This is a genomic window from Arenimonas metalli CF5-1 (assembly GCF_000747155.1).
Classification (GTDB): domain Bacteria; phylum Pseudomonadota; class Gammaproteobacteria; order Xanthomonadales; family Xanthomonadaceae; genus Arenimonas; species Arenimonas metalli.
In genome coordinates, this window is sequence record NZ_AVCK01000055.1 from 22,143 (window position 1) to 45,811 (window position 23,669).

Annotated in this window: 21 protein-coding genes; 13 read left to right on the forward strand and 8 right to left on the reverse strand. The window is 69.9% G+C overall.

The genetic code is table 11. The annotated features are described in order from the left end of the window. The first annotated feature begins 17 nt into the window (after window positions 1-17). From N787_RS11800 to N787_RS14815, 3 genes are all read left to right on the forward strand, one after another. On the forward strand, window positions 18-440 hold the full coding sequence (locus N787_RS11800) for a rhodanese-like domain-containing protein (RefSeq protein WP_052575426.1): 423 nt from the start codon (window positions 18-20) through the stop codon (window positions 438-440). Continuing rightward, window positions 437-1,357, forward strand: coding sequence for an arginase (gene rocF / locus N787_RS11805; protein ID WP_034214405.1), 921 nt, complete (start codon window positions 437-439; stop codon window positions 1,355-1,357). Before N787_RS11800 ends, rocF begins: the two co-directional genes overlap by 4 nt. A 108-nt stretch (window positions 1,358-1,465) precedes the next feature. Next, window positions 1,466-1,615, forward strand: coding sequence for an entericidin A/B family lipoprotein (locus N787_RS14815; RefSeq protein ID WP_084590786.1), 150 nt, complete (start codon window positions 1,466-1,468; stop codon window positions 1,613-1,615). Window positions 1,616-1,747: 132 nt separating this feature from the next. On the opposite strand, the gene N787_RS11810 is transcribed toward N787_RS14815, so the two are convergent. Further along, window positions 1,748-2,548 carry a hypothetical protein gene (locus tag N787_RS11810; protein ID WP_034214406.1) on the reverse strand — a complete coding sequence of 267 codons (801 nt, stop codon included), beginning with the start codon at window positions 2,546-2,548 and terminating at the stop codon, window positions 1,748-1,750. A gap of 105 nt (window positions 2,549-2,653) precedes the next feature. On the opposite strand from N787_RS11810, the gene N787_RS11815 reads away from it, so the two are divergent. From N787_RS11815 to N787_RS11830, 4 genes are all read left to right on the forward strand, one after another. After that, window positions 2,654-3,979 (forward strand): tryptophan--tRNA ligase, encoded by a 1,326-nt coding sequence (locus tag N787_RS11815; protein WP_034214409.1) that lies wholly within the window; start codon window positions 2,654-2,656, stop codon window positions 3,977-3,979. Continuing rightward, the gene (locus tag N787_RS11820) at window positions 3,979-4,284 is read left to right on the forward strand and encodes a hypothetical protein (protein WP_342668025.1); all 306 of its coding nucleotides are present in this window, start codon (window positions 3,979-3,981) and stop codon (window positions 4,282-4,284) included. Before N787_RS11815 ends, N787_RS11820 begins: the two co-directional genes overlap by 1 nt. Before the next feature lie 114 nt (window positions 4,285-4,398). Beyond that, entirely contained in the window at window positions 4,399-5,514 is a 1,116-nt protein-coding gene (locus N787_RS11825; protein ID WP_052575427.1) for a GGDEF domain-containing protein, read from the forward strand. Between the two features lie 85 nt (window positions 5,515-5,599). Next, window positions 5,600-6,691 (forward strand): sensor domain-containing diguanylate cyclase, encoded by a 1,092-nt coding sequence (locus N787_RS11830; protein ID WP_034214411.1) that lies wholly within the window; start codon window positions 5,600-5,602, stop codon window positions 6,689-6,691. Between the two features lie 35 nt (window positions 6,692-6,726). Here the strand turns inward: N787_RS11830 and N787_RS11835 are convergent, their stop codons facing one another. The 5 genes from N787_RS11835 to N787_RS11855 all read right to left on the reverse strand — a co-directional run bounded on the left by N787_RS11835 (window position 6,727) and on the right by N787_RS11855 (window position 13,965). Further along, window positions 6,727-7,116 carry a VOC family protein gene (locus N787_RS11835; RefSeq protein WP_034214412.1) on the reverse strand — a complete coding sequence of 130 codons (390 nt, stop codon included), beginning with the start codon at window positions 7,114-7,116 and terminating at the stop codon, window positions 6,727-6,729. Between the two features lies 1 nt (window position 7,117). Then, window positions 7,118-8,476: a dihydrolipoamide acetyltransferase family protein gene (locus N787_RS11840; RefSeq protein ID WP_034214414.1), complete on the reverse strand. Its 1,359-nt coding sequence runs from the start codon at window positions 8,474-8,476 to the stop codon at window positions 7,118-7,120. A gap of 9 nt (window positions 8,477-8,485) precedes the next feature. After that, window positions 8,486-9,466: an alpha-ketoacid dehydrogenase subunit beta gene (locus tag N787_RS11845; protein ID WP_084590787.1), complete on the reverse strand. Its 981-nt coding sequence runs from the start codon at window positions 9,464-9,466 to the stop codon at window positions 8,486-8,488. Next, the gene (gene pdhA, locus N787_RS11850; RefSeq protein ID WP_034214417.1) at window positions 9,466-10,539 is read right to left on the reverse strand and encodes a pyruvate dehydrogenase (acetyl-transferring) E1 component subunit alpha; all 1,074 of its coding nucleotides are present in this window, start codon (window positions 10,537-10,539) and stop codon (window positions 9,466-9,468) included. Before pdhA ends, N787_RS11845 begins: the two co-directional genes overlap by 1 nt. A gap of 276 nt (window positions 10,540-10,815) precedes the next feature. Next, window positions 10,816-13,965, reverse strand: coding sequence for a lamin tail domain-containing protein (locus N787_RS11855; protein ID WP_034214419.1), 3,150 nt, complete (start codon window positions 13,963-13,965; stop codon window positions 10,816-10,818). A 140-nt stretch (window positions 13,966-14,105) separates the two neighbouring features. On the opposite strand from N787_RS11855, the gene N787_RS11860 reads away from it, so the two are divergent. The 3 genes from N787_RS11860 to N787_RS11870 all read left to right on the forward strand — a co-directional run bounded on the left by N787_RS11860 (window position 14,106) and on the right by N787_RS11870 (window position 18,314). Further along, a complete protein-coding gene (locus N787_RS11860; protein WP_425387877.1) occupies window positions 14,106-14,999 on the forward strand; it encodes a tryptophan 2,3-dioxygenase in 894 nt (297 codons plus the stop codon). Between the two features lie 59 nt (window positions 15,000-15,058). Next, window positions 15,059-16,648, forward strand: a complete 1,590-nt coding sequence (locus tag N787_RS11865) for an AbgT family transporter (RefSeq protein ID WP_034214423.1) — start codon at window positions 15,059-15,061, stop codon at window positions 16,646-16,648. A gap of 163 nt (window positions 16,649-16,811) precedes the next feature. Beyond that, complete coding sequence (locus tag N787_RS11870; protein ID WP_034214426.1) at window positions 16,812-18,314, forward strand: peptide MFS transporter; 1,503 nt, start codon at window positions 16,812-16,814, stop codon at window positions 18,312-18,314. A 155-nt stretch (window positions 18,315-18,469) separates the two neighbouring features. On the opposite strand, the gene N787_RS11875 is transcribed toward N787_RS11870, so the two are convergent. Then, on the reverse strand, window positions 18,470-19,723 hold the full coding sequence (locus N787_RS11875) for a threonine synthase (RefSeq protein ID WP_156969026.1): 1,254 nt from the start codon (window positions 19,721-19,723) through the stop codon (window positions 18,470-18,472). A 114-nt stretch (window positions 19,724-19,837) separates the two neighbouring features. Continuing rightward, window positions 19,838-20,287 (reverse strand): MarR family winged helix-turn-helix transcriptional regulator, encoded by a 450-nt coding sequence (locus tag N787_RS11880; protein ID WP_034214429.1) that lies wholly within the window; start codon window positions 20,285-20,287, stop codon window positions 19,838-19,840. An 85-nt stretch (window positions 20,288-20,372) separates the two neighbouring features. Here N787_RS11880 and hppD point away from each other — a divergent pair, with 85 nt between their 5' ends. The 3 genes from hppD to N787_RS11895 all read left to right on the forward strand — a co-directional run bounded on the left by hppD (window position 20,373) and on the right by N787_RS11895 (window position 23,630). Next, the gene (hppD, locus tag N787_RS11885; RefSeq protein WP_034214431.1) at window positions 20,373-21,473 is read left to right on the forward strand and encodes a 4-hydroxyphenylpyruvate dioxygenase; all 1,101 of its coding nucleotides are present in this window, start codon (window positions 20,373-20,375) and stop codon (window positions 21,471-21,473) included. A gap of 205 nt (window positions 21,474-21,678) precedes the next feature. Further along, window positions 21,679-22,971, forward strand: a complete 1,293-nt coding sequence (gene hmgA / locus N787_RS11890; RefSeq protein WP_034214838.1) for a homogentisate 1,2-dioxygenase — start codon at window positions 21,679-21,681, stop codon at window positions 22,969-22,971. Continuing rightward, entirely contained in the window at window positions 22,971-23,630 is a 660-nt protein-coding gene (locus N787_RS11895; RefSeq protein WP_034214433.1) for a hypothetical protein, read from the forward strand. The genes hmgA and N787_RS11895 overlap by 1 nt, the downstream gene beginning before the upstream one ends. The last annotated feature ends 39 nt before the right edge of the window (window positions 23,631-23,669 follow it).

The following is a 23,669-nucleotide window of genomic DNA, read 5'->3' on the forward strand; positions in this document are numbered from 1 at the left end:
CACGCGAGGACGCGCCCATGCGCCGTCATCCGATGCTGCTTTCCCGGGCCCGCCAGGGCCTGCTGCTGGCCTGCCTGCTGCCGATCGCGGCGCTGGCCGGCCGCCCCGACGTTTCCCCGGCCGCGGTCGCCGAGATCACCGCCCGCCCGGATGCGCCGCTGCTGCTGGACGTGCGCAGCCCCGAGGAGTTCGCGGCCGGCCACGTCGCCGGCGCGGTGAACATCCCGCATGACCAGCTGGCTTCGCGGCTGGCCGAGGTCGAGGCCGCCGACCGCCCCTGGGTGCTGGTGTATTGCCGCAGCGGCAAGCGCGCCACCAGCGCGGAAGAGGTGCTGGCCAAGGCCGGCGTCGAAGTGCGCCAGATCGAGGGCAGCTGGCTCCGGTGGGAGGCCGAAGGCCGACCCGTGGCCAAGCCCGCCGCCTCGGAGTCGGGCCAGTGAGTCTTTCCCGATCGATCGCGCTGATCGGCGCCCCCACCGACATCGGCGCCGGCCATCGCGGCGCCAGCATGGGCCCGGAGGCGCTGCGCGTCGCCGGCCTGGCCGAGGCCCTGCGCGAGCGCGGGCTGGAAGTGCACGACACCGGCAACCTGCTCGGCCCCTACAACCCCTGGCTGCCGCCCACCGACGGCTACCGCCACCTGGCCGAAGTAGTGGACTGGAACCGCCGCGTGATGGACGCCATGGGCGAACAGCTCAAGGCCGGCCGCCTGCCGATCCTGCTCGGCGGCGACCACTGCCTGGGCGTGGGCAGCATCACCGCCGTCGCCCGCCACTGCCGCGAGACCGGCAAGAAGCTGCGCGTGCTCTGGCTCGACGCCCACGCCGACTTCAACACCAGCCAGGTCACGCCCTCCGGCAACGTGCACGGCATGCCCGTGGCCTGCCTGTGCGGCCTGGGCCCGGACGCGCTGGTGAACCTGGGCGGCAGCTCGCCCGCGATCCAGCCGTCGGAGATCCGCCAGATCGGCATCCGCTCGGTGGACCAGGGCGAGAAGCGGCTGGTGAAGGAATACGGGCTCGACATCTACGACATGCGCTTCATCGACGAGTTCGGCATGAAGCGCGCGATGGAGAAGGCGCTCGAGGGCGTGGACGCCGACACCCACGTGCACGTCAGCTTCGACGTGGACTTCCTGGACCCGGCGATCGCGCCCGGCGTCGGCACCACCGTGCCCGGCGGCCCGAACTACCGCGAGGCGCAGCTGGTGATGGAGATGATCGCCGACACCGGCCGCCTCGGCTCGCTGGACATCGTCGAGCTCAACCCGGCCTTCGACGACCACAACCGCACCGGCCTGCTGGCGGTGGACCTGGTGGAGAGCCTGTTCGGAAAATCGACGCTGATGCGCGACTGAACCGGGGCTCGCCGCCAGCGTGAATCCCGGGTGAAAACGCCCGGCGTTTATTGACTGTGCATCCGGCCGGAATAGACTCTGGCCACCACAACAACAAAGGAGCTCGCCATGACCCGTGCCCGTTCGTTCCAGCTCGTGCTGCTGTCCCTGATCGCCGCGTTCGCCCTGTCCGGCTGCAACACCGTCGAAGGCTTCGGCAAGGACGTGAAGAAGGCCGGCGGCGAGCTCGAGGAAGCCGCGGAAGAAGCCAAGAACTGATTCCGCACCGCGCGACACCGAAGGGCCGGGCCTGCAAAGCCCGGCCCTTTTTCGTTCGTGTAGGAGGGCCTTCAGGCCCGAAGCTCTTCGGCCAGAAGCTTCGGGCCTGAAGGCCCTCCTACATTGGCTTGGTCAGTACGGATCGGGGGCGAAGCCGATCGGGAAGGCCTCGGGCTGGCGGTGCGAATGCGGCCAGCGGGCGGGCAGCACGCCGCGGGCGACCAGGGCCTCGGTGCTGTCGTACCAGAGCGACAGCACCTGGTTGGGATGCGCGCTCTGGCGTTCGAAGTGCGTCGTCCGGGCGGCATCCCAGCGGCGCTGGCCGTGGCCGGTGCCGAGCTGCTGGCGCTGCACCGATCCGGCGTAAGCCTCCGCGCGCGCGCTTTCCGCGGCCGCGGCGGGCGCTGCGGCGTCGGCGGTGCCGCCCCGGGCCCGCTCGGCCGGGGCCGCCTGCGCGATCTCGTCTTCCCAGCGCGGCGGCGGCGGGCGGCGCTCGCGGAAGGCGGCGACGCCGATCACGCCGACGTTGCCGGGACGACCGGTGCGGGCGGTGTAGCTGTCGCCCAATGCGGTGAACTCGAACTCCGCGACCTGCGAGAGGTCCTTGCGCCAGCCGCGCACTTCCATGCGCTGCCAGGGCCCGAGGACATAGCCGGCCTGTCCGGCGCCGGCGGTCTCGCCGCTGATGGCGTTCACGCCGTCCACCGAGACCACGGCCAGCACGCGCTCGCCGGTGAGGTTCTGCAGCACCACGGCGTAGCGGTGGCCGGGACGGCCTTCGATGAACTCGCGGCCGTGGTGCGGGTGGCGGGGCAGGGTTTCGTGGCGGTCCAGGTCCAGCACCTGCAGGTCCACGAGGGCCGCGGAACGGGCGGCGGCGGGCAGGCTGGCCAGCGTGGCCAGGGCGAAGAGGGCGGGGATCAGGCGTTTCATGGGCGGGCTCCGGGGTTGGGCGCGCATTTCAACGTTCCGCCGGCACGAACGGGGTTGGCGGCCCGGGCGGGCTAAAATGCCGCGGTTCACACAGCAGACGACGACATGCCCGCCACCCGCGTCCTCACCGGCATCACCACCTCCGGCACCCCGCACCTGGGCAATTACGCCGGCGCGATCCGCCCCGCGATCGCCGCCAGCCGCCGCCCCGGCGTGGAGAGCTTCTATTTCCTGGCCGACTACCATGCGCTGATCAAGGTGCAGGACCCGGCGCGCGTGCAGCGCTCGACCCTCGAGATCGCCGCCAGCTGGCTGGCCTGCGGGCTGGAGCCCGACAAGGTGTGGTTCTACCGCCAGTCCGACATCCCCGAGATCCCGGAGCTGACCTGGCTGCTGACCTGCGTGGCCGGCAAGGGCCTGCTCAACCGCGCGCACGCCTACAAGGCGGCGGTGGACCGCAACCGCGAGGCGGGCGAGGACGACGATGCCGGCGTCAGCGCGGGCCTGTTCATGTACCCGGTGCTGATGGCCGCCGACATCCTGATGTTCAAGGCGCACTCGGTGCCGGTGGGGCGCGACCAGATCCAGCACATCGAGATGGCGCGCGATTTCGGCGCGCGCTTCAACCATCTGTACGGCGATCACTTCGTGCTGCCGGAAGCGGCGATCGAGGAGAACGTGGCCACGCTGCCCGGCCTCGACGGCCGCAAGATGAGCAAGAGCTACGACAACACCATCCCGCTGTTCGCGCCGCGCGCCGAGCTGAAGAAGCTGATCTTCTCGATCGTGACCGATTCGCGGGCGCCGGGGGAGCCGAAGGACACCGAGGGTTCGGCGCTGTTCCAGCTGCACCAGGCGTTCTCGACGCCGGAGCAGTCGCAGGCCTTTGCGAAGGCCTTCGCCGACGGCATCGGCTGGGGCGAGGCGAAGCAGGCGCTGTTCGAGCAGATCGACGCCGAAGTCGCGCCCATGCGCGAGAAGTACGAGGCGCTGATGGCCAAGCCGATCGAGATCGAGGCCATCCTGCGCGAGGGCGCGATCAAGGCGCGCCGGATCGCCACGCCGCTGCTGGCCGAGCTTCGCCACGCCGTGGGCCTGCGCGACCTGCGCGAGCAGGTCGTGGTGGCGCAGGCCGGCAAGGCCAAGGCGGCCGTGCCGCAGTTCAAGCAGTACCGCGAGACCGACGGGCGATTCCACTTCAAGCTGGTGGCGGCGGATGGGCGCGAGCTGTTGCTGGGCCTGGGCCATGCCTCGCCGCGCGAGGCCGGGCAGGCCATCGCGCGCCTGAAGGCAGATGCCGGCGCGGGGCTGCGCGAAGGCGCGGGCCGCGTCGTGCAACTGGGCGAAGACGCCATGGGTGAACTCGCGGAGCACGCGCTGCTGGAAGAAGTGGCCGCCGCGCTGGCGGCATTCGCGGAGGAGGGCGCCTGATGGCCGACATCGCCGACCTCGCGATCATCCTGTTCCTGCCCTGGTTCGCGATCCTGGGTGCGTTGTACTGGTTCTACCCGCGCACGCTGGCGCGCACGCCGGCGCGGCGCAACTTCGACCTGGCGATGCTGGCGCTGGCCTTCGTGGCCAGCTTCATCGCCGGGCGCTGGGGTTACGCGATCGCCAGCACCAGCATCGAAGCCGGGCCGATCTGGCGCCAGGTGCTGGCCAGCCTGCTCGCCTACAAGGCCTTCCTCGCGGTCATCGCGGTCGCCTGGGCGTGGCGCGGGATGCGGTTCCGCTAGCGCGTCGCGCGTCCCGGCGTCTTTGCCGCAACCGCGTCCGGGCGCCGGGCCCCCGGCTTGCCCGGAAACCGTGGCGGGGTAGACTGCAGGCCTCTGGTCCGCGAGGCTCAGCGCATGCACCACGCCGGCGAGCTCGAACCGACTCCTTCCCCGGCGTGGCCGCTGCCCGGGTCGGGTGAACCCGACCGGATGGCGGCGTTGCAGCGCTTTCGCGTGCTCGACACCGTGCCCGAGGAAGCCTACGACGACCTGGTGCTGCTGGCGGCCGCGATCTGCGACACGCCGATCGCGCTCGTGAGCCTGGTGGACGGTGACCGGCAGTGGTTCAAGGCGCGCCTGGGCCTGACGGCGCCACAGACGCCGCGCAGCATTTCCTTCTGCGACCACGCCATCCGCCGGCCGTCGGAACTGATGGTGGTCCGGGACGCCACGCGCGACGACCGCTTCGCCGACAACCCGCTGGTGACCGGCGCGCCCGGCATCCGCTTCTACGCCGGCGCCCCGCTGGTGACCGGCGATGGCCATGCCCTGGGCACGATCTGCGTCATCGACGCCGTGCCGCGCGAGCTGGGCGAGCGGGCGGCGGCGGCGCTGTCCGCCCTGTCCAGGCAGGTCATGCGGCTGTTCGAGGCGCGCGAGCGCAACCTCGAGCTGCAGCGCCTGGTGGCGGAGCGCGAACTGATGGCTCGCGGCATGGTCGACTACCAGCGCCAGCTGGAGGTCGAGAACGCCGAGCTGGCGGTGGAGGCGAGCCGCGATGCCCTCACCGGCCTGCTCAACCGCAGCGGCCTGGAGAAGCTTCGCGGCGAGGCCCTGTCGGCGAAGTGGCTGACCAGCGGCGTCTACGCGGTGGCCGTGCTGGACGTGGACCACTTCAAGCGGATCAACGACAACCACGGCCACGCCGCCGGCGACCTGGCCATCCGGGCGGTGGCGGCCGAGATCCGCCGCAACATCCGCGGCGGCGACATCGCCGTGCGCTACGGTGGCGAGGAGTTCCTGCTGCTGATGCCCGGCACGCCGATGGCCGGTGCGATGACCGTGGTCGAACGCATCCGGCGCTCGGTGCAGGCCCGCACGGACATGGCGGCGCCGATGACGCTCTCCGGTGGACTGGCCTGCGGCGTGGCCGGCCGCGACGACCCCGAGGCGGTGTTCCGCGAGGCCGACCAGGCCCTGTACCGCGCGAAGCGAGGTGGCCGCAATCGGATCGTGGCCGCGGAAGACTGAACGCCAGCGGCCGCTCGGCCGCCCGGTGCCTTGTATTGCAGGGGGCGTTTCCTAAACTGGCCGGAATTCCCCGGAGGCTGCCCTGATGGATTCGAGCACCACGTGCCCTCCACCGTTACCCGAGGCCGACGAGCAGGCCCGGCTGGCGGCGCTGCGCCGGTATCGCATCCTCGACAGCCTGCCCGAGCAGGCCTATGACGACATCGTCGCGCTGGCGCGCGAAGTCTGCGGCACCCCGCAGGCGGTGATGACCTTCGTCGACGAGGAGCGGCAGTGGTTCAAGGCCGCCGAGGGCATCGAAGGCGAGGAGACCGAGCGCAGCATCGCGTTCTGCGACATCGCGATCCGGCGTCCGGACGCGGTGACGGTGGTGGAGGACGCCTCCGTGCACCCTGTCTTCAGGAATTATCCGCAGGTCACCGGGCCCGACCACCTGCGCTTCTACGCCGGTGCACCGATGGTCGCGCCGGGCGGGCACGCGCTGGGCACGGTCTGCGTGGTGGACGTGGAGCCGCGCACGCTGTCGCCGGAACAGGAACATGCCCTGCGCGCGCTCGCGCGCCTGGCCGTGCAGCTGCTGGAGCTGCGCCGCGGCCACCTCGACAGCCAGCGCCAGCTGGCCGAGCGCGAGCTGTTCACCCGCGACCTGCTGCGCTACCAGCGCCAGCTCGAGGCCGAGAACAGCGAGCTGGCCACCGAAGCCAGCACCGACGCGCTCACCGGCCTGCTCAACCGCACCGGGCTGGAGAAGGTCCGCCAGGAGGTCGAGACGCAGGCGCGGAATGCGCCCTACGTGGTGGCGGTGCTGGACATCGACTACTTCAAGCGCATCAACGACACCCTGGGCCACGCGGCCGGCGACGAAGTGCTGCGCATCGTCGGCGAGGAAATCGCCAAGGGCGTGCGCGGCGGCGACATCGCCGCGCGCTACGGCGGCGAGGAGTTCCTGGTGATCATGCCCGGCACGCCGCTGGCCGGCGCCCGCACCGTGGTCGAGCGCATCCGGCGCGACATCGCCGCGCGCCCGGACCTGCCGATGCCGGTGACGGTCTCGGCGGGCATCGCCATGGGCCTGGCGGGGCGCGACGCACCCGAGGTTTTGTTCCAGCAGGCCGACCAGGCGCTCTATCGCGCCAAGCGCCGCGGCCGCGACCGCGTCGAAGCCGCCGAAGACTAGGCGCGGGGTCAGGTTCCGAACCTGACCCCGTTGTTTCAGGGGTGGCGGTCGGCGTTCGCGGCCGTCAGCGGCTCGCGCGCCTTGACCACGCAGAAGCGCTGGCCGGTGGGCGCCTGCATCACCACCCAGCGGCGATGGCGCGGCCGCGAGGCTTCGGTGGCGCCGAGCGCGATCAGGCGGGCGACCTCGGCCTCGAGGTCATCGGTCTCGATGTCCAGGTGCACGCGCGAGGGGTGGTCCACCTTCTGGACTTCGATGTGCAGGCCGTGGCGGCTGCCGTCCAGGCGCGCGTACTTGTCTTCGCCACCCTCGTCGGGATCCAGCACCGGCAGGCCCAGGGCGCGGCTCCAGAACCGCGCGGCCTTCCCCAGCGAGCCGCCCTCGCAGTCGATGATGAAGCCTGCGAGGCGGCTGTGGTGGGGCACGTCAGTTCGGGCGCTGGAGGTCGTCGAGGAGGGCGCGCAGGAAGCGGGCCGCCTCGCCGCCGGTGCAGGCGCGGTGGTCGAAGGTGAGCGAGATCGGCATCGTGCGGTGGGTCTCCAGCCCGCCCAGCACCGGCACCACCGCGTGGTAGAGGCGGCCGGCGCCGACGATGCAGACGCAGGGCGGCACCACCACCGGCGTGGCGTACTTGCCGGCGAAGACGCCGAAGTTCGACAGCATCAGGGTGTAGTCGCGCAGGTCTTCCGGCGGCAGGCTGCGGGTGCGCACGCCGTCGCGGATGCGGTTGAGCTCGCCGCGGATCTGCCAGGCGTCGAGCCTCTCGGCTCCGCGCAGGTTGGCCACGAACAGGCCGTCGGGCGAATCGATGGCGATGCCCACGTCCACGCGCGAGTGGCGGCGCAGCGTGCCTTCCTTCGCGTTGAACCAGGAGTTGAGCGCGGGCACGGCCTGCGCGGCCACGCCCAGCGCGCGGATCAGGCGCGCCATGATGTCCTCGCCCGGGGCCCAGGCGTGGATGTCGGCGTCGTCCATCAGCGAGGTCGGCACCACTTCGGCGTGCGCCTGCGACATGGTGCGGATCATGTTGCGCTTCACGCCGCGGACCGGATCATCCACGTCGAGCTTCGCATCGCTGTCTGTAGGAGGGGCTTTAGCCCCGAAGCTCTTCGCCGGGGGTTGCGGGCGCTCGGCGAGAGGCTTCGGGCCTGAAGGCCCTCCTACAGGTGTCGGGCGCGGGGCGGAGGCCACGGGATTGGCCGCGGCGCGCTTCACATCCGCCAGCGTCACGTCGCCGTTGGCGCCCGTGGCCGTCACGCGGGCCAGGTCGACCTTGAGCTTCTTCGCCAGCGCGCGCACGGCCGGCATCGCCTTGACGCCGCCGACGGCGATGGCCTGCTCGCTGCGCACGGCGTTGGAGCTTTCCATCGCGCCGACCACGGTGCCCGCGTCGGCCTCGTCCTCCCCTGTAGGAGGGACTTCAGTCCCGAAGCTTTCCGCGGGTGAAGCGTTCGGGACTGAAGTCCCTCCTACAGCCGCGGCGGGCTTGTGGCCGTGCGAATGGCCGGTGTCCTGGGCGTCGGCGCGCTGCGGCAGCGACGGGTCGATCTCGACTTCCACCAGCCAGTGGCCGGTCTCGATCACGTCGCCGGCGCCGCCGGCCAGGCGCAGTACCTTGCCGGAGTACGGCGACGGCACTTCCACCACCGCCTTCGCGGTTTCCATCGACACCAGCGGTTCGTCGAGCTTCACGACGTCGCCGACCTTGACCAGCCACTCGACGATCTCGGCGTCGGGCAGGCCCTCGCCCAGGTCGGGCAGCAGGAACAGTTTCTTCTCGCTCATGGAATGTCCTCAGCCGGCCGCGGCGACGCGCTGGGCGGCGGCGACGATCTTGTCCACGCTGGGCAGGTACTTCATCTCCAGGCGGAACAGGGGAATGTGGGTGTCGTAGCCGGTGACGCGCTCGACCGGGGCGACCAGGTCGAACATCGACTCCTCCGACAAGCGCGCGGCGATTTCGGCGCCGAAGCCCGCGGTCTTCGCGGCCTCATGCACGATCACGCAGCGGCCGGTCTTGGCCACCGACTCCTTGATGGTGTCGAAGTCGAGCGGCGTCAGCGTGGCCACGTCGATGACCTCGGCGCTGATGCCCTGCTCGGCCAGCTTGTCGGCGGCCTCCAGCGTCTCCTTCACCTGCGCGCCCCAGGTGACCAGGGTGACGTCGCTGCCGTCGCGCAGCACGAAGCACACGTCCAGCGGCAGCGCCTCGCCGTCGTCGGGCACTTCTTCCTTGTACTGGCGGTAGATGCGCTTGGGCTCGAAGAAGATCACCGGGTCCGGGTCGCGGATCGCGGCCAGCAGCAGGCCGTAGGCGCGCTGCGGCGAGGACGGCATCACCACGCGCAGGCCCGGCACGTTGGTGAAGATCGACTCGTTGGCTTCGGAATGATGCTCGGGCGCGCGGATGCCACCGCCCCAGGGCACGCGCAGCACCATCGGGCAGGTCAGGCGGCCGCGGGTGCGGTAGCGGAAGCGGGCGGCGTGGCAGACGATGTGGTCCACCATCGGGTACATGAAGCCGTCGAACTGCGCCTCGGCCACCGGCTTGAAGCCCTGCGAGGCCAGGCCGACGGTGAGGCCGGCGATGGTGGTCTCGTCCAGCGGCGTGTCGAGCACGCGCTCGCTGCCGAAGGTCTGCTGCAGGCCGGCGGTGGCGCGGAATACGCCGCCGTTCACGCCCACGTCCTCGCCCAGCACCACGACCGTGTCGTCGTGCTTCATCTCCCAGGCCAGCGCCTGGGTGATCGCCTCGATCAGGGTGATGGCGGCCATCAGCGGCCCTCCCACTGGATCGCGTCGGCGCGCTGGGCTTCGAGCTCAGCCGGAAGCTCGGCGTAGAGGTAATCGAACATCGCTTCCACCGGCTGCACCTTGGTCTCGAGGTAGGCGTTCACTTCTTCGTCCACGCGCTTGCCGCATTCTTCCTTCCACGCGGCCTCTTCGGTTTCGCTCCACACGCCTTCGGAAATCAGGAAGGTGCGCAGGCGCGACATCGGCTCGCGTTCCCAGCCGGCCTTGACCTCGGCGTCGTCGCGGTAGCGGCGGGCGTCGTCGGCGGTGGTGTGGTCGGAGAGGCGGTAGGTGACGAGCTCGAGCACGCTGCCGCCGTGGCCGTTGCGGGCCCGCTTGATGGCGTGGTCCATCGCGGCGCGCACGGCGATGATGTCGTTGCCGTCCACCTGCACGCAGTCCAGGCCGCCGGCCAGGCCCTTCTGGGCCAGGGTCTTGGCGCCGGTCTGGGCCTTGCGCGGCACCGAGATCGCCCACTGGTTGTTGATGATGCACAGCACGAAGGGCAGGGTGTACGCGCCGGCGGAATTGATCGCGGCGTAGGTGTCGGTCTTCGAACTGCCGCCGTCGCCGACGCAGGTGACCGCCACGCGCGGCTCGCCGCGCAGCTTGAAGGCCAGCGCCGCGCCGGCCGCGTGCAGGCACTGGGTGGCGATGGGCACGCACCACGGGTAGTCGTGCGGCGGGCCGGAGAAATCGTTGCCGCGCTCGTCGCCGCCCCAGTACATCAGGATGTCGCGCGGCTTCACGCCGCGGACGATCTGGGCGCCGTACTCGCGGTAGGACGGCGCGAACACGTCGTCGTACTGCATCGCCGTGCCGATGCCGATGTGCGCAGCCTCGTGGCCCAGGCAGCTGGCGTAGGTGCCCAGCTTGCCGGTGCGCTGCAGCGCCACCGCCTTGGTGTCGAAGGTGCGCACGTACAGCATGGTCTTGAACAATTCGACCAGGTTCTTCCGGTCCTTCGCGAACTCGGGCAGGTCGTCACGCACCAAACGGCCGTCGGGCCCCAGGTACTGCAGGTATTCGATTTCGAAACTGGCAACGGTCGCCATCACGGGCCCTCCCAGGCAGACCCGTTTGATAGCAGCCCCGGACCGGGCGTGGCAAGCGCCGGTCCGCTCAGAAGCGTGAAACCAGCGCCTTGCTGCGCGCGGTGATGGCGCACGCCCTGCACCGTACGCCGGCGTGGGTTCCCGCGCGATTTTCACCAACTGCGTACCGAGGCCATCGATCACACGCTTCGTGGTGCCGCCGTCGCCAAAAAAAGACCCCGCCGGTCAGGCGGGGTCGATCGAAGCCTCGGGTCGGATCCAACCCGGAACAGCCGGTCAGCGATTGAATGGGTTCTGCGGCTGTCCCACGATCCTAGCGTTTCCGGTATCGGCGTTGTTGGCGGCATCCAGGTCGCGGCTTAGGGTGGTCGCTGTTGCTTCTACGTCAACAGTCTGGAACACGCCGAGTCGTACGGCGTCCACCTCGAGGCGCAGGCGCTCCATTGCACCCGGGGCCATGGCCGCGTCGCGGCGGCAGGCGATCTCGCTGCCGGCCTCGGTGGCCACCGGGGCGTCGCAGGTCCAGCCGCCCACCGGGGCGATCCGCACCCGGGACGGGATGGCTTCGACCGCCACCCGCAGCGCCGGCTGCAGCGCATCCGCAGACAGCAGGTTGGCCACCGTCACGTCGAAGTGGGCGATGCGGCCGCTCGGCACGGGCTTGCGCGGGCTGTCGACCACGACGGCCAGGTCGGCGTCCAGGAATTGGCCCACGCGCAGCTCGGCCACCAGCGGATCGTGGTCGGAGGTGCGCACCGGCACGGTCGGGTCGGCGGCGTTGTCGGTGGCGAAGTCGCTGTTCACGCGGGCGTGGAACAGGCGGGCTTCGGTGTTGGCCAGCACGGTGTCGTTCACCAGCGCGTGGTCGAGGGTCTGGATGTTGCCTTCGAACACGTACGAGTAGCGCTCGGCCTCGGGCTTGGTGCCGATCAGGTTCACCAGCGGGCGGGTGACGGCGCTGGGGCCGCTGAGCAGCACTTCGTCGACCGGGGCCGGCGTGCCGCCGATGATGCCCATCACGTCCACGTAGCCGTCGCTGAAGTCGAAGCTGTTGTAGTCGCCGATCAACACCAGGTTGGCCGGTGTCGGGTCGGTCTGGATCGCCTCCACCAGCTCCGACAGCATCACCGCCTGCTGCAGGCGCTTGCCGCGCGAACGGTTGCCGGCGGTGAGCCAGGCATCGCTGCGGGTCGCCAGCGAGTTGACGTCGAGCAGCGACAGCGTGTGGTTGAGCAGCACGCTGACCGGGAACGCCTGGCCGTTGTCGCCGGTGACGCGCGCGGCCAGCAGCAGCGGCGCACGGTCGAACAGCAGGCCCGAGGCGGTGCTGCCGTCCGGTGCCACCAGCGGTTCGGTGGTGAACATCTCGGTGACCGAATCCACCGCCACCCGCGGCGCGCCACCGGCCACCGGCGCGGTCTTGACCAGGAAGCCCAGGCGCTGGCTGCCGCTACTGGCGAGCACGGTGGCGGTGTACTGCGGGCTGTCCGGGCAGGTGCCGAACTCGTTGGTGTTGATGGCCGCGGCCAAGCGGTCGGCCGCGGCCTGGTTGGCGATCTCGACCAGGCCGACGATGTCCGGGTTGCCCAGGTACTGGCAGAAGACCTCGGACAGCTTGTCCAGGCGCGTCAGGAAATCGCCGGTGAGGGCGAAGTTCTCGATGTTGTAGCTGCCGATGCGCACCGCGCCGGTCGGCGCCGCGGGCACCGCGCTGACGAAGGCGCCGCCGGTGGCGACGATGCCGCTGTTGTCGCCGAGCAGCAGGGTGAAGTCACCGCGGTCGTAGTACATCACGCCCGCCATGCCCTGCAGCTGGGTGCCGGCGTCGAGGTTGAGCGCGGTGCCCGCTTCCAGGCCCAGGCTCTCGACGCGCAGGCGCTCGGGGTTGCGGTCGAAGCGCGGGATGTTGTTCATCGCCGGCAGCGGCACCGCGTCGAGCGCGGCGATGCCGGGCTCGCGCGCGGGGCGCACGGTGGTGGGCAGGGTGATGTAGAAATCACCGAAGCCATTGGTCGGTCCGACCACGGTGGCCGCGGGCAGCTCGACGCGCATGCCCTGGTAGCGGCCCATCGCGTCCAGCGCGACGCCTTCGGACAGCACCGAGGCGTCGATCAGCACCGCCGGCGGCAGCGGGTTGCCGGTCGAGAGAACGCTAAAGCTGCTGCTGCCCAGCTGGGTCAGCGGATAGCCGTGCGGGGTGCGCGAGAACTGGGTGATCGTGCCGCCGAGGCGCAGGCGGTTGCCGATGGCGGCGTCCACCGGCGGGGTGCCGCCGGTGAACACGAACAGGCCTTCGGCGGTGGCCGGGTTGCCGTCCTCGTCGCCCGGCGCGCTCTGGATGAAGTAGCCGTTGCTCCGGCGTGCGGTGACGATGCCTTCGGTCAGCACCTGGGTGCCGACGGCCAGCGGCGTACCGGTGCCGGTACCCTGGATGTCGGAGATGCGCACTTCGGCGACCACCGACAGGCCGATGTTGCCGCTGGCGCTGCGTGCCTGCGCGTCGGCCACGGTGAACGGCAGCGAGACGGCGCCCGGGCTGGCCGCGTCGACCAGGGCCTCGAACGAGAACACGTTGTCGCCGGCGGCGGCGTCGCCCTGCAGGCCGTCGTCGCGGAAGGTCTGGCTGGCGTTGCCGCCGATCGCGCTGAGGTCGCCCACCACCGTGAGGCCGGTGGAGTCCGGGTTGCGGCCCGGGGTCACGGTGACGGTGAGCAGCGTGGTGTCGCCGTCGGCCAGGCTGGCCGGGCTGGCGCTGCCGCTGCCGACCGGATCGGTCGGATCGGTGCTGCCGGCGCACACGTTCAGCGGCGTGGCGCTGTTGCGCGGCGCCGGGGCGGCGACGGTGAAGTCGGCGCTGTTGTTGTCGGTGTCGGTGCAGCCACCGCCGGCGCGGAAGGCGGCCGTGGTGTTGCTCAGGGGCGGGGTGGACGCGGTTTCGGGCAGATTGTTGGAGCCGAAGCCGACGCGGTCGATGAAGAGCGCGAGCTGGGACTCGCTGCAGGGCGTCGCCGTGGCGCCGCAGGACACGTTGGCGGTGCCATCCACCAGCGCGACCTTGCCGCTGGCGCCGGCCAGGTTGGGCGAGGAGCCGCTGAAGTCGGGGGTCGCCGGCAGGGCCACGCCGGTGGCGCCGCCCGCCAGCCGCACCAGGTAGTACTGGCCGGGCTGCACGGTCACCGAGGGCAGGGCAAGTGCCTGGCCGAAGTTGCCGGTGGAGGAGCCGTACTGGATCGACTTGCCGGCCAGCGACACCGGCGTCTGGCCGCGGTTGAAGATCTCCACGAAGTCGTGGGTGTAGGGCGCGCCGGAGTTGCCGCCGCCGCCGTAGACTTGGCTGATGGCAAGGTCGGACGCAGCCCAGGCAGGGCTCGCGAGGCACAAAGCCAGGATCGTCGCGGCCAGCGGGCCGCGGTGGGTCGGGTTCATGCGGTGTCTCTCCCCAGAGGTAAGCGGTGCTATCGGCGGACAGCCCGCCAAGGGGTCGGAATTTATCCGAATTCGGGGTCAGAAGTGTGACAGGGCGCAAAAAACGGCCGCGGGGACAGCCCCCAGGGTCTTCACATACCATGGACACCCTGTCCGACCCCCGCCGACCCCCGATGACCTCGCCCGACAACCTCCGTCCGCTGGAGGACGCCATCACCACCGACCTGCGCGAGCGCCTGACCTACGGCGGCTACCTGCAGCTCGACACCCTGCTGGCCGCCCAGAAGCCGCTCTCGAACCCGGTGCACCACGACGAGATGCTGTTCATCGTCCAGCACCACGTGGCCGAGCTCTGGATGAAGCTGCTGATCCACGAGCTGCGCGCCGCCATCGCCTGCCTGCAGCGCGACGAGCTCGACCCGATGCAGAAGATCCTGGCCCGCGTGAAGCAGGTGCAGCGCCAGCTCACCGAGCAGTGGTCGGTGCTCGAGACCCTGACGCCGGCCGATTACCTGCAGTTCCGCGACATCCTGGGTCCGGCCTCGGGCTTCCAGTCGCTGCAGTACCGGCTGATCGAGTTCCTGCTGGGCAACAAGAACGCCGGCATGGTGAAGGTGTTCGAGCACGACGCCGCCGCCAGCGCCGCACTCACCGAAGTGCTGCACGCGCCCAGCCTGTACGACGAGTTCCTGCGCCACCTGCACCGCCGCGGCCACGCCATCCCGGCCAGCTGCGTCGAGCGCGACTGGTCCCAGCCGCACGCGCGCGAGCCGGCGCTGATCCCGGTGTTCAAGGCCATCTACGAAGACACCGACACGCACTGGGAGGCCTACGCCACCTGCGAGCAACTGGTGGACGTGGAGGGCAGCTTCCAGCTCTGGCGGTTCAGGCACATGAAGACCGTGGAGCGGATCATCGGCTTCCGCCGCGGCACCGGCGGCAGCTCGGGCGTGGGCTTCCTGAAGCAGGCGCTGGAGCTGACCTTCTTCCCCGAACTGTTCGAAGTGCGCACGGTGCTGGGCCAGCCGGGGTGATGCCGGGGCGGGGCAGGGGCTGCTAGCATCCGGCGTCCTTTGATTTCCGGAGCCCATCGATGAGCCAAGCCCCCGCCAACACGCCCGTCGCCCCGCGCGGCTGGGTCGTGCGCGCCCTGGACCGGGTCGAGAAGATCGGCAACAAGTTGCCCGACCCGGCCATCCTCTTCCTGTTGCTGATGGTGGCGGTGTGGGTCGTCTCGTGGTGGCTGTCGGGCGTGACGTTCGAGGCCATCGACCCGCGCACGGGCAACCCGATCGTGGTGAAGAACCTGCTCGAGGGCACCGCCCTGACCGGCTTCGCCGCGGCGATGGTCAACACCTTCGTCACCTTCCCGCCGCTGGGCGTGGTGCTGGTGGCGATGCTGGGCCTGGGCGTGGCCGAGCACACCGGCTTCATTTCGGCAGCACTGCGCGCGGCGCTGTCGGTGACCCCGCGCATGCTGCTCACCCCGGCCCTGATCGGCGTGGGCATCCTGAGCCACATCGCGGTGGATGCCGGCTACGTGCTGGTGATCCCGCTGGGCGCCGTGATCTTCTACGCCGCCGGCCGGCATCCGCTGGCGGGCATCGCCGCGGCCTTCGCGGGCGTGTCGGGTGGCTTCTCGGCCACGATGGGCATCCCGAGCAGCCTTGACCCGCTGCTCTCGGGCCTGACGCAGACCGCCGCGCACCTCACCGACCCGACGGTGAGCGTGAACCCGCTCAACAACTTCTTCTTCACCACGGCCTCCAGCGTGCTGATCATCCTGGTCGGCTGGTTCCTCACCGACCGCGTGATCGAGCCGCGCCTGCGCGGGACGCCGGTGGACGGCGATGCGTCGCAGATGCCCAAGCTCGACCCGCTGACGGCGTCCGAGAAGGGCGGCCTGGGCTGGGCCGCGCTGGCCATGGGCGTCACCGCGCTGCTGTTCCTGCTGACGCTGCTGCCCGAGGGCTCGGCCTGGCGCGCGCCCGACGGCACGCCGCTGCTGCCCGGCCAGAGCAACCTACTGGTGGCGCAGGCGCCGCTGATGCAGTCGATCGTGCCGCTGATCTTCGTGTTCTTCCTGGTGCCCGGCGTCGTCTACGGCCTGGTGTCGGGTTCGGTGAAGACGCATCGCGACGTGGTGCAGGGCATGGCCAAGGCCATGAGCGGCATGGGCTACTACATCGTGATGGCCTTCTTCTGCGCCCAGTTCATCTGGGCCTTCGGCCAGAGCAACCTCGGTGCGCTGATCGCGGTCGAGGGCGCCGGCGGCCTGCGCGCACTCGGCCTGCCGACCTCGGTGACGCTGATCGGCATCATCCTGCTCACCGCCTCGGTGAACCTGATGATCGGCTCGGCCTCGGCCAAGTGGGCGCTGATCAGCGCGATCATGGTGCCGATGCTGATGGAACTGGGCGTCTCGCCCGACCTGACCCAGGCGGCCTACCGCGTGGGCGACTCCACCACCAACATCATCACCCCGCTGCTGCCGTACTTCCCGCTGATCGTGGTGTTCTGCCAGCGGTACGTGAAGTCGTCGGGCATCGGCACGCTGCTCGCGCTGATGCTGCCGTACTCGCTCACCCTGCTGGTGACCTGGACTGCCTTCCTGCTGGGCTACTGGGCGCTGGGCTTCCCGCTGGGCTTCGGCGCCAGCTACGAATACGTCCCGGCCGGCTGAACCGGCGGCCCGGCCCGTTCATCCGACGGGCCGGGTTTGTGACGATGGTTTGACGCGCGCCGCCCATTCCGGCTAAACCTTCCCGGCCTTCACAGGCCGGCTGGGGCCGGCCGGCCCGGCCTTGCCGGACACATAACCACAATAAACCCAGGGGAGAGACCGCATGAGCGGTACCGCAAACCAAGCCACCGCCGGCGTGCCGGAATTCAAGGACGTCCTCGGCCATCCGCGCCCGCTGTGGATGCTGTTCATGACCGAGTTCTGGGAGCGCTTCGCCTTCTACGGCATGCGCTGGGCGCTGACGCTGTACATCGTGGCGCAGTTCTTTGGCGGCGACGCCTCGGGCGAGGGCTATGCCAGCCGCACCTACGGCGCGTTCCTGGCGCTGGTGTACGCCACGGCGCTGTTCGGCGGCTGGGTCGCCGACCGCATCATCGGCTACCAGCGCTCGATCCTGCTGGGCGCGGTGATCATGGCGGCGGGCCTGTTCGTGATCATGCTGCCCAACCAGTCGCTGTTCGTGCTGGGCCTGTCGCTGGTGATCGTCGGCAACGGCCTGTTCAAGCCGAACATCTCGACGATGGTCGGCCAGCTGTACGCGCAGGGTGACTCGCGGCGCGACCGCGGCTTCACCATCTTCTACATGGGCATCAACGCGGGCGCCCTGGTCGCGCCGATCCTCACGGGTTGGCTGGCCAGCGTGATCACCGACACGCCGATGGAGCAGAACTACAAGGTCGTGTTCGCCGCCACCGGCGTGGGCATGATCATCAGCTTCCTGTGGTTCTGGTTCGGCCGCGCCCAGCTCAAGGGCATCGGCGAGCCGCCGGCCGACCGCAACGGCAAGACCAGCCTGATGTGGGTGATCCTGGGCTGCGTGGTCGCGGTGCCGCTGGTTTACCTGCTGATCGCCAAGGTCGGTGCCTCGGTGCTGGCCTGGGTGCTGGGCGCGCTGTTCATCGGCCTGGCGGTGATGCTGCTGGCCGAGGCCGTGCGCGGCGGCGGCGTGGCGCGCGACAAGGTGATCGCGATGCTGATCATCTTCCTGTTCAACGTGCTGTTCTGGATGTTCTTCGAGCAGGCCGGCAGCTCGTTCAACTTCCTGGCGCAGAACATCGTCGACCGTGACCTGGGTGGCTGGGAGTTCCCGGTGGGCTGGTTCCAGTCGGTGAACCCGGTGGCGATCGTGCTGCTGGCGCCGCTGGTGGCCCTGGTCTGGGGCTGGATGGCGAGCCGCAACATCGAGCCCTCGATCCCGCGCAAGTTCGGCCTGGGCCTGCTGGGCAACGCGGTGGCCTTCCTGGTGCTGATGTACGCGCTGAAGAACCTGGTCGTGGACGGCCAGATCCCGTTCTGGCCGCTGGTGCTGGTGTACGTGCTGCAGACGGTGGGCGAGCTGTGCCTGTCGCCGATCGGCCTGTCGATGGTGACCAAGCTGGCGCCGATGAAGGTGGTGGGCCTGGCGATGGGCGGCTGGTTCCTGTCGACCGCGATCGGCAACAACCTCTCGGGCATCTTCGCCGGCAGCGTGTCGGGCGAAACCGGCATGACCGTCGCCTCGGCGCTGCACGGCTTCACCTTCAGCTTCTGGCTGCTGCTGGGCGCGGGCGTGCTGCTGTTCCTGATCGCTCCGCTGATCAACAAGCTCATGCACGGCGTCAAATAAACCAGGTTAATTGATCGCCGAAGCCCCGGCCCAGCGCCGGGGCTTTTCTTTGGAAAAGCCGTACCGGGTTCATTTTCTTTCTCGATGAGACTGCGATCCGCGGTGCGGATCGCAGTCTCATCGAGAAAGAAAATGAACCCGGTACGGCTTTGACGTCAAAGGAGATGCCGAAGATCCGGCAAGTATTTCTCCAGCGACCCGGTGTTGACGGCGACCACGCGCTCCCCGCGCTTGAGCAGTCCGCGGTCGAGCAGTTGGGGCAGGGCGGCGAGGCAGGCGGCACCTTCGGGCGAGATCCAGTGCCGGCGCTCGCGCCAGACTTCCGCGAGTTCGCGTGCGGTGTCGGCTTCGGACACCGCGATGGCGGCGCCGCCGCTGGCGCGGATGATCTGCAGCACGCGGAACTGGCCGACGCCGGCGGGGACGTTCAGGCCGGTGGAAAGCGTGGGCCCGGTCTGCGGCAGCGCGTGGGTGTCGTCGGCGCCTTCGTCGAAGGCGCGCACCAGCGGCGTGGTCACCTCGGACTGCACGCAGAACATCTTCGGGCGGCGCGAGTCGATCAGGCCCAGCGCCTCGAGCTCGTCGAAGGCCTTCCACATGCCGAGCACGCCGGTGCCGCCGCCCGTGGGGTAGACGATGGCGTCGGGCAGCGACCAGTGGGTGTCGCCCGGCGGCGGCTCGGCCATCTCCAGGCCCAGGGTCTTCTTGCCTTCGATGCGCCAGCCGGGTTCCTGGAAGGTGGCGCAGTTGAACCAGCCGTTCGGCCAGTAGTCCGCCTTCAACTTGGCGGCCGCCTCGCGGATGGTGCCTTTCACCAGCTCGAGGTGGATGCGGCCCGGGTGCAGGCGGGTCATCGCGGCGACCTGGCCGAGGATGGGCATCGGCGTGTCGTCGGGCATCGCCACCACGACCTCCATCCCGCCGGCGAGGCCGTAGCGCACCAGCGAATCGCCGGCGTTGCCCTGCGTGGGCACCGCGAGGCGGGTGAGCCCGGCGCGGCGCGCCATCGCCACCACCATCGCCATGCCGCGGTCCTTGAAGCTCTGCGTGGGATTGGCGCCGTAGCCGGGATGGGCGCGGCCTTCGTCCTTGAGCTGCAGCTTCAGGCCGGCGGCGCGCGCGACGGCGTGGTCGGCGTAGTCGAGCAGGGGCGTGTGGCCTTCGCCCAGCGCGACGATGTGCGCAGCGTCGGCGGGGTCGGTGATGTCGAGCGGCATCAGCGCACCGAAGCGCCACATGTCCTTGCGGCGCGGGTCGTACCAGGCCGCGCCGGGCTTCTCGCGCGCCAGCCGCTCGAGGTCGAGCACCATCTGCACCGGCCGGCCGTCGACCGGATCCAGGTTCATCGGCGGCTCGGCCGGATATTCGACGCCGGAGCCAATGCCCCTCAAGCAACGCAGGTAACCCATCTTTTGACTCCTTCGTCAGAAGCCGTACCGGGTTCATTTTCTTTCTCGCTGAGACTGCGAGTCGCGGCGCGGCTCGCAGTCTCAGCGAGAAAGAAAATGAACCCGGTACGGCTTTTACTTCGTGATCGCCTCGGCGGCGCCCAACAGGTCGACCAGGCGGGCGAGGTCGGTGCGGTCCCCGGCGCTGAGGTTCGACAGCAGGCGGCGTTCGTAGGCTAGCGCGGCCGGTGCGACTTCGGCGTAGACGCGCTGGCCTTCCTCGGACAGCTCGAGCACGGAGCGGCGGCGGTCGGCGCCGTGGGTGTCGCGGGTGATGCGGCCGGCGGCCAGCAGGCTGGCCACGGCGCGGCTGACGGCAACCTTGTCCATGGCCGTGCGCTCCGCCAGTTCGCTGGCCGACAGGCCGGGGTAGCGGCCCAGCACGGCCAGCAGCCGCCATTCCGTCACGCCCAGGTCGAAGCGCTCGGCGTAGAGCCGGGCGATGTCCTGGCTGATCCGGTTCGACAGCACCGAGAGCCGGTAGGGCAGGAAATGTTCGAGGTCCAGGATGTCCCGGTCGGGCATTGCGGCGCTGCGCCTTGAAAATGGTTGCAAATGAAACTATAACGGCAGCCTTCCCCATGCAAGCCGCCCCCACCGGAGGACCGCCATGAGCGCCCAGCCCCAGACCCACGCCCCGAACCTCGGCATGAAGCCGACCACCTTCGAGAACCCGATGGGCATCGACGGCTTCGAGTTCGTCGAGTTCGCGGCCCCCGCCGGCAGCCCGATGGACCTGCACGCGATGTTCCGCGCGATGGGCTTCAGCGCCACGCTGCGCCACAAGACCCGCAAGATCACCGTCTACCGCCAGGGCGGCGTCAACTTCCTGGTGAACGAGGACCCGGACAGCTTCGCCGCCGACTTCGCCGCCCAGCACGGCCCCTGCGCCTGCGGCTTCGCGATCCGCTTCACCCAGCCGGTCGCCAAGGTGTTCGAGGTGGTGAAGGGCAATGGCGGCGAAGCCATCGAACACAAGCCGGGCACCGGCGCCATCGGCGTGCCGGCGGTGAAGGGCATCGGCGACTGCATGCTCTACCTCGTGCCCTCCGGCGAGGACGCCTACGCCGCCGACTACGAGCTGATCCCGGGCGCCGACCCGAACCCGGCGGGCTTCGGCCTGACCTTCATCGACCACCTCACGCACAACCTCTACTTCGGCAACATGCAGAAGTGGAGCGACTACTACGAGCGCCTGTTCAACTTCCGCGAGATCCGCTACTTCGACATCAAGGGCGTCAAGACCGGCCTGGTGTCGAAGGCGATGACCGCGCCGGACGGCGTGGTGCGCATCCCGCTGAACGAGTCCAACGACCCGAAGTCGCAGATCAACGAATACCTCGACGCCTACAAGGGCGAGGGCATCCAGCACATTGCCTGCTTCACCGACGACATCTACACGACCGTCGAGGCGATGCGCGCCCGGGGCGTGCAGTTCCTCGACACGCCCGACACCTACTTCGACGTGATCGACGAGCGCGTTCCCAACCACGGCGAGGACGTGCCGCGCCTGCGCGCCAACAAGATCCTGATCGACGCCGACCCGGAAACCAAGCAGCGCAAGCTGCTGCAGATCTTCACCCAGAACGCGATCGGCCCGATCTTCTTCGAGATCATCCAGCGAAAGGGCAACGAGGGCTTCGGCGAGGGCAACTTCCAGGCCCTGTTCGAGTCCATCGAACGCGACCAGATCCGCCGCGGCGTCCTTTGACTGGTCGCGAAGGTTCAGCATGGCGTGATTGAACGCGGATCAGAGCGGATGTACGCGGATAAGAGCGGATAGAACCAAGGGGTGTTGTCCAAGGTCGTCCGTTTCTATTCGCGAGGATCCAGCTTTTCAATTCGATTCATCCGCTTTTATCCGCGTGCATCCGCTCTGATCCGCGTTCAAACACATGACCCACGGAAGCGCCGCCATGTCACTGCAATACCAGAGTGGTTTCGGGAACGAGTTTGCGACGGAGGCGCTGCCGGGGGCCTTGCCGGTGGGGCGGAATTCGCCGCAGCGGGCGCCCTACGGGCTGTATGCCGAGCAGGTGTCGGGCACGGCGTTCACCGCGCCGCGCAGCTGCAACCGGCGCAGCTGGCTGTACCGCATCCGTCCCGCGGCCGGGCATGGCGCCTTCAGCGCGCTGGCGCATCCGCGCTTCCACAACGACTTCGGCCACGGGCCGGTGACGCCCGAGCAGCTGCGCTGGAGCCCGCTGCCGATGCCGGCGGCGCCTACCGACTGGCTCGATGGCCTGTTCACCATGGCCGGCAACGGCGGTCCGTCCGCCGGCGGCATGGGCATCCATGTCTACGCTGCGAACAAGGACATGGATGGCCGCTACTTCTACGACGCCGACGGCGAGCTGCTGATCGTGCCGCAGCAGGGGCGCCTGCGCATCGCCACCGAGCTGGGCGTGCTGGAGGTCGAGCCGCAGGAGATCGCGCTCATCCCGCGCGGCCTGCGCTTCACCGTGTCGCTGCCCGATGGCGAGGCCCGCGGCTACGTGTGCGAGAACTTCGGCGCCATGTTCAAGCTGCCCGACCTCGGCCCGATCGGCAGCAACGGCCTGGCCAATCCGCGCGATTTCCTGACGCCGGTGGCCGCCTACGAAGACCGCGACGGGGACTTCGAGCTGGTGGCCAAGTTCCAGGGCGGCCTGTGGCGCGCCGACATCGACCACAGCCCGCTGGACGTGGTGGCCTGGCACGGCAACTACGCGCCCAGCAAGTACGACCTGCGCCGCTTCAATACCATCGGCTCGATCAGCTACGACCACCCGGACCCGTCGATCTTCCTCGTGCTGCATTCGCCCAGCGACAGCGAGGGCGTGAGCAACATCGACTTCGTGATCTTCCCGCCGCGCTGGCTGGTGGCCCAGGACACGTTCCGGCCGCCGTGGTTCCACCGCAACATCGCCAGTGAGTTCATGGGCCTGGTGCACGGCGCCTACGACGCCAAGGCCGAGGGCTTCGTGCCGGGCGGCGCCTCGCTGCACAACAGCATGAGCGCGCACGGCCCCGACGCGGCCACCTTCGAGAAGGCCTCGAACGCCGACCTGTCGAAGCCCGACGTGATCCGCGACACCATGGCCTTCATGTTCGAATCCCGGCACGTGATCCGCCCCGCCGCCCAGGCGCTGGACGCGGGCCAACGGCAGGCCGACTATCTGCGTTGCTGGCAGGGGCTGTCCCGCCAGTTCGACCCGGGGGTGCGCTGATGCGGCACGCGAAATTCCTTCCCGGCGCCCTGCTGGTGGCCGTCCTGGCCGCCTGCTCGGCTCCGCCGTCCGGTGACACCGGCGCCGATGCCGCCACGCCCGGCCCGGCGCCGGCCGCAAGCCCGGAGCCTGCCACGCCCGCCGCGCCCGAGGCGCCGGTGCCTGCGCAGGCCGCCGGCCCGCGCGGCGAGCACGATGCCGCGGTGGTCAACTTCCGCGGCTTCGGACCGGCCAGCTTCGGCGACGGCGAGGAGCGCGTTCGCCAGGCCTGGGGTCGCCCGCTGCAGCCCTACACCCTGACGGGCACCGAGCTTTGCTACTACCTCGAGATGGACCCGCGGCCGCCGCAGGGCGCGGACGAGTCCGTGGCCTTCATGCTCGAAGAATCGAAGTTCGTGCGCTACGACGTGTACGGCCGCGTGCCGGCGGCGCCCGGCGGATTCGTCGTGGGGTCGCTGGCCAGCGACGTGCTGGCGACCTTCGGCAGCCGGGTCGAGGAGCAGCCGCACAAGTACCTGCCCGGGGGCCGCTACCTGGTGGTCACGCCCGAGTACGGCGAGGCCGCGCGCCTGGTGTTCGAGATCGACGCCGAGGGGCGGGTGGTGCAGTGGCGGATCGGCCTGCCGCCGCAGGTTTTCTACGTCGAGGGCTGCGCCTGAGGCGCCGCCGGTGATTGCAACGCGCGCACGCCGCGCCAT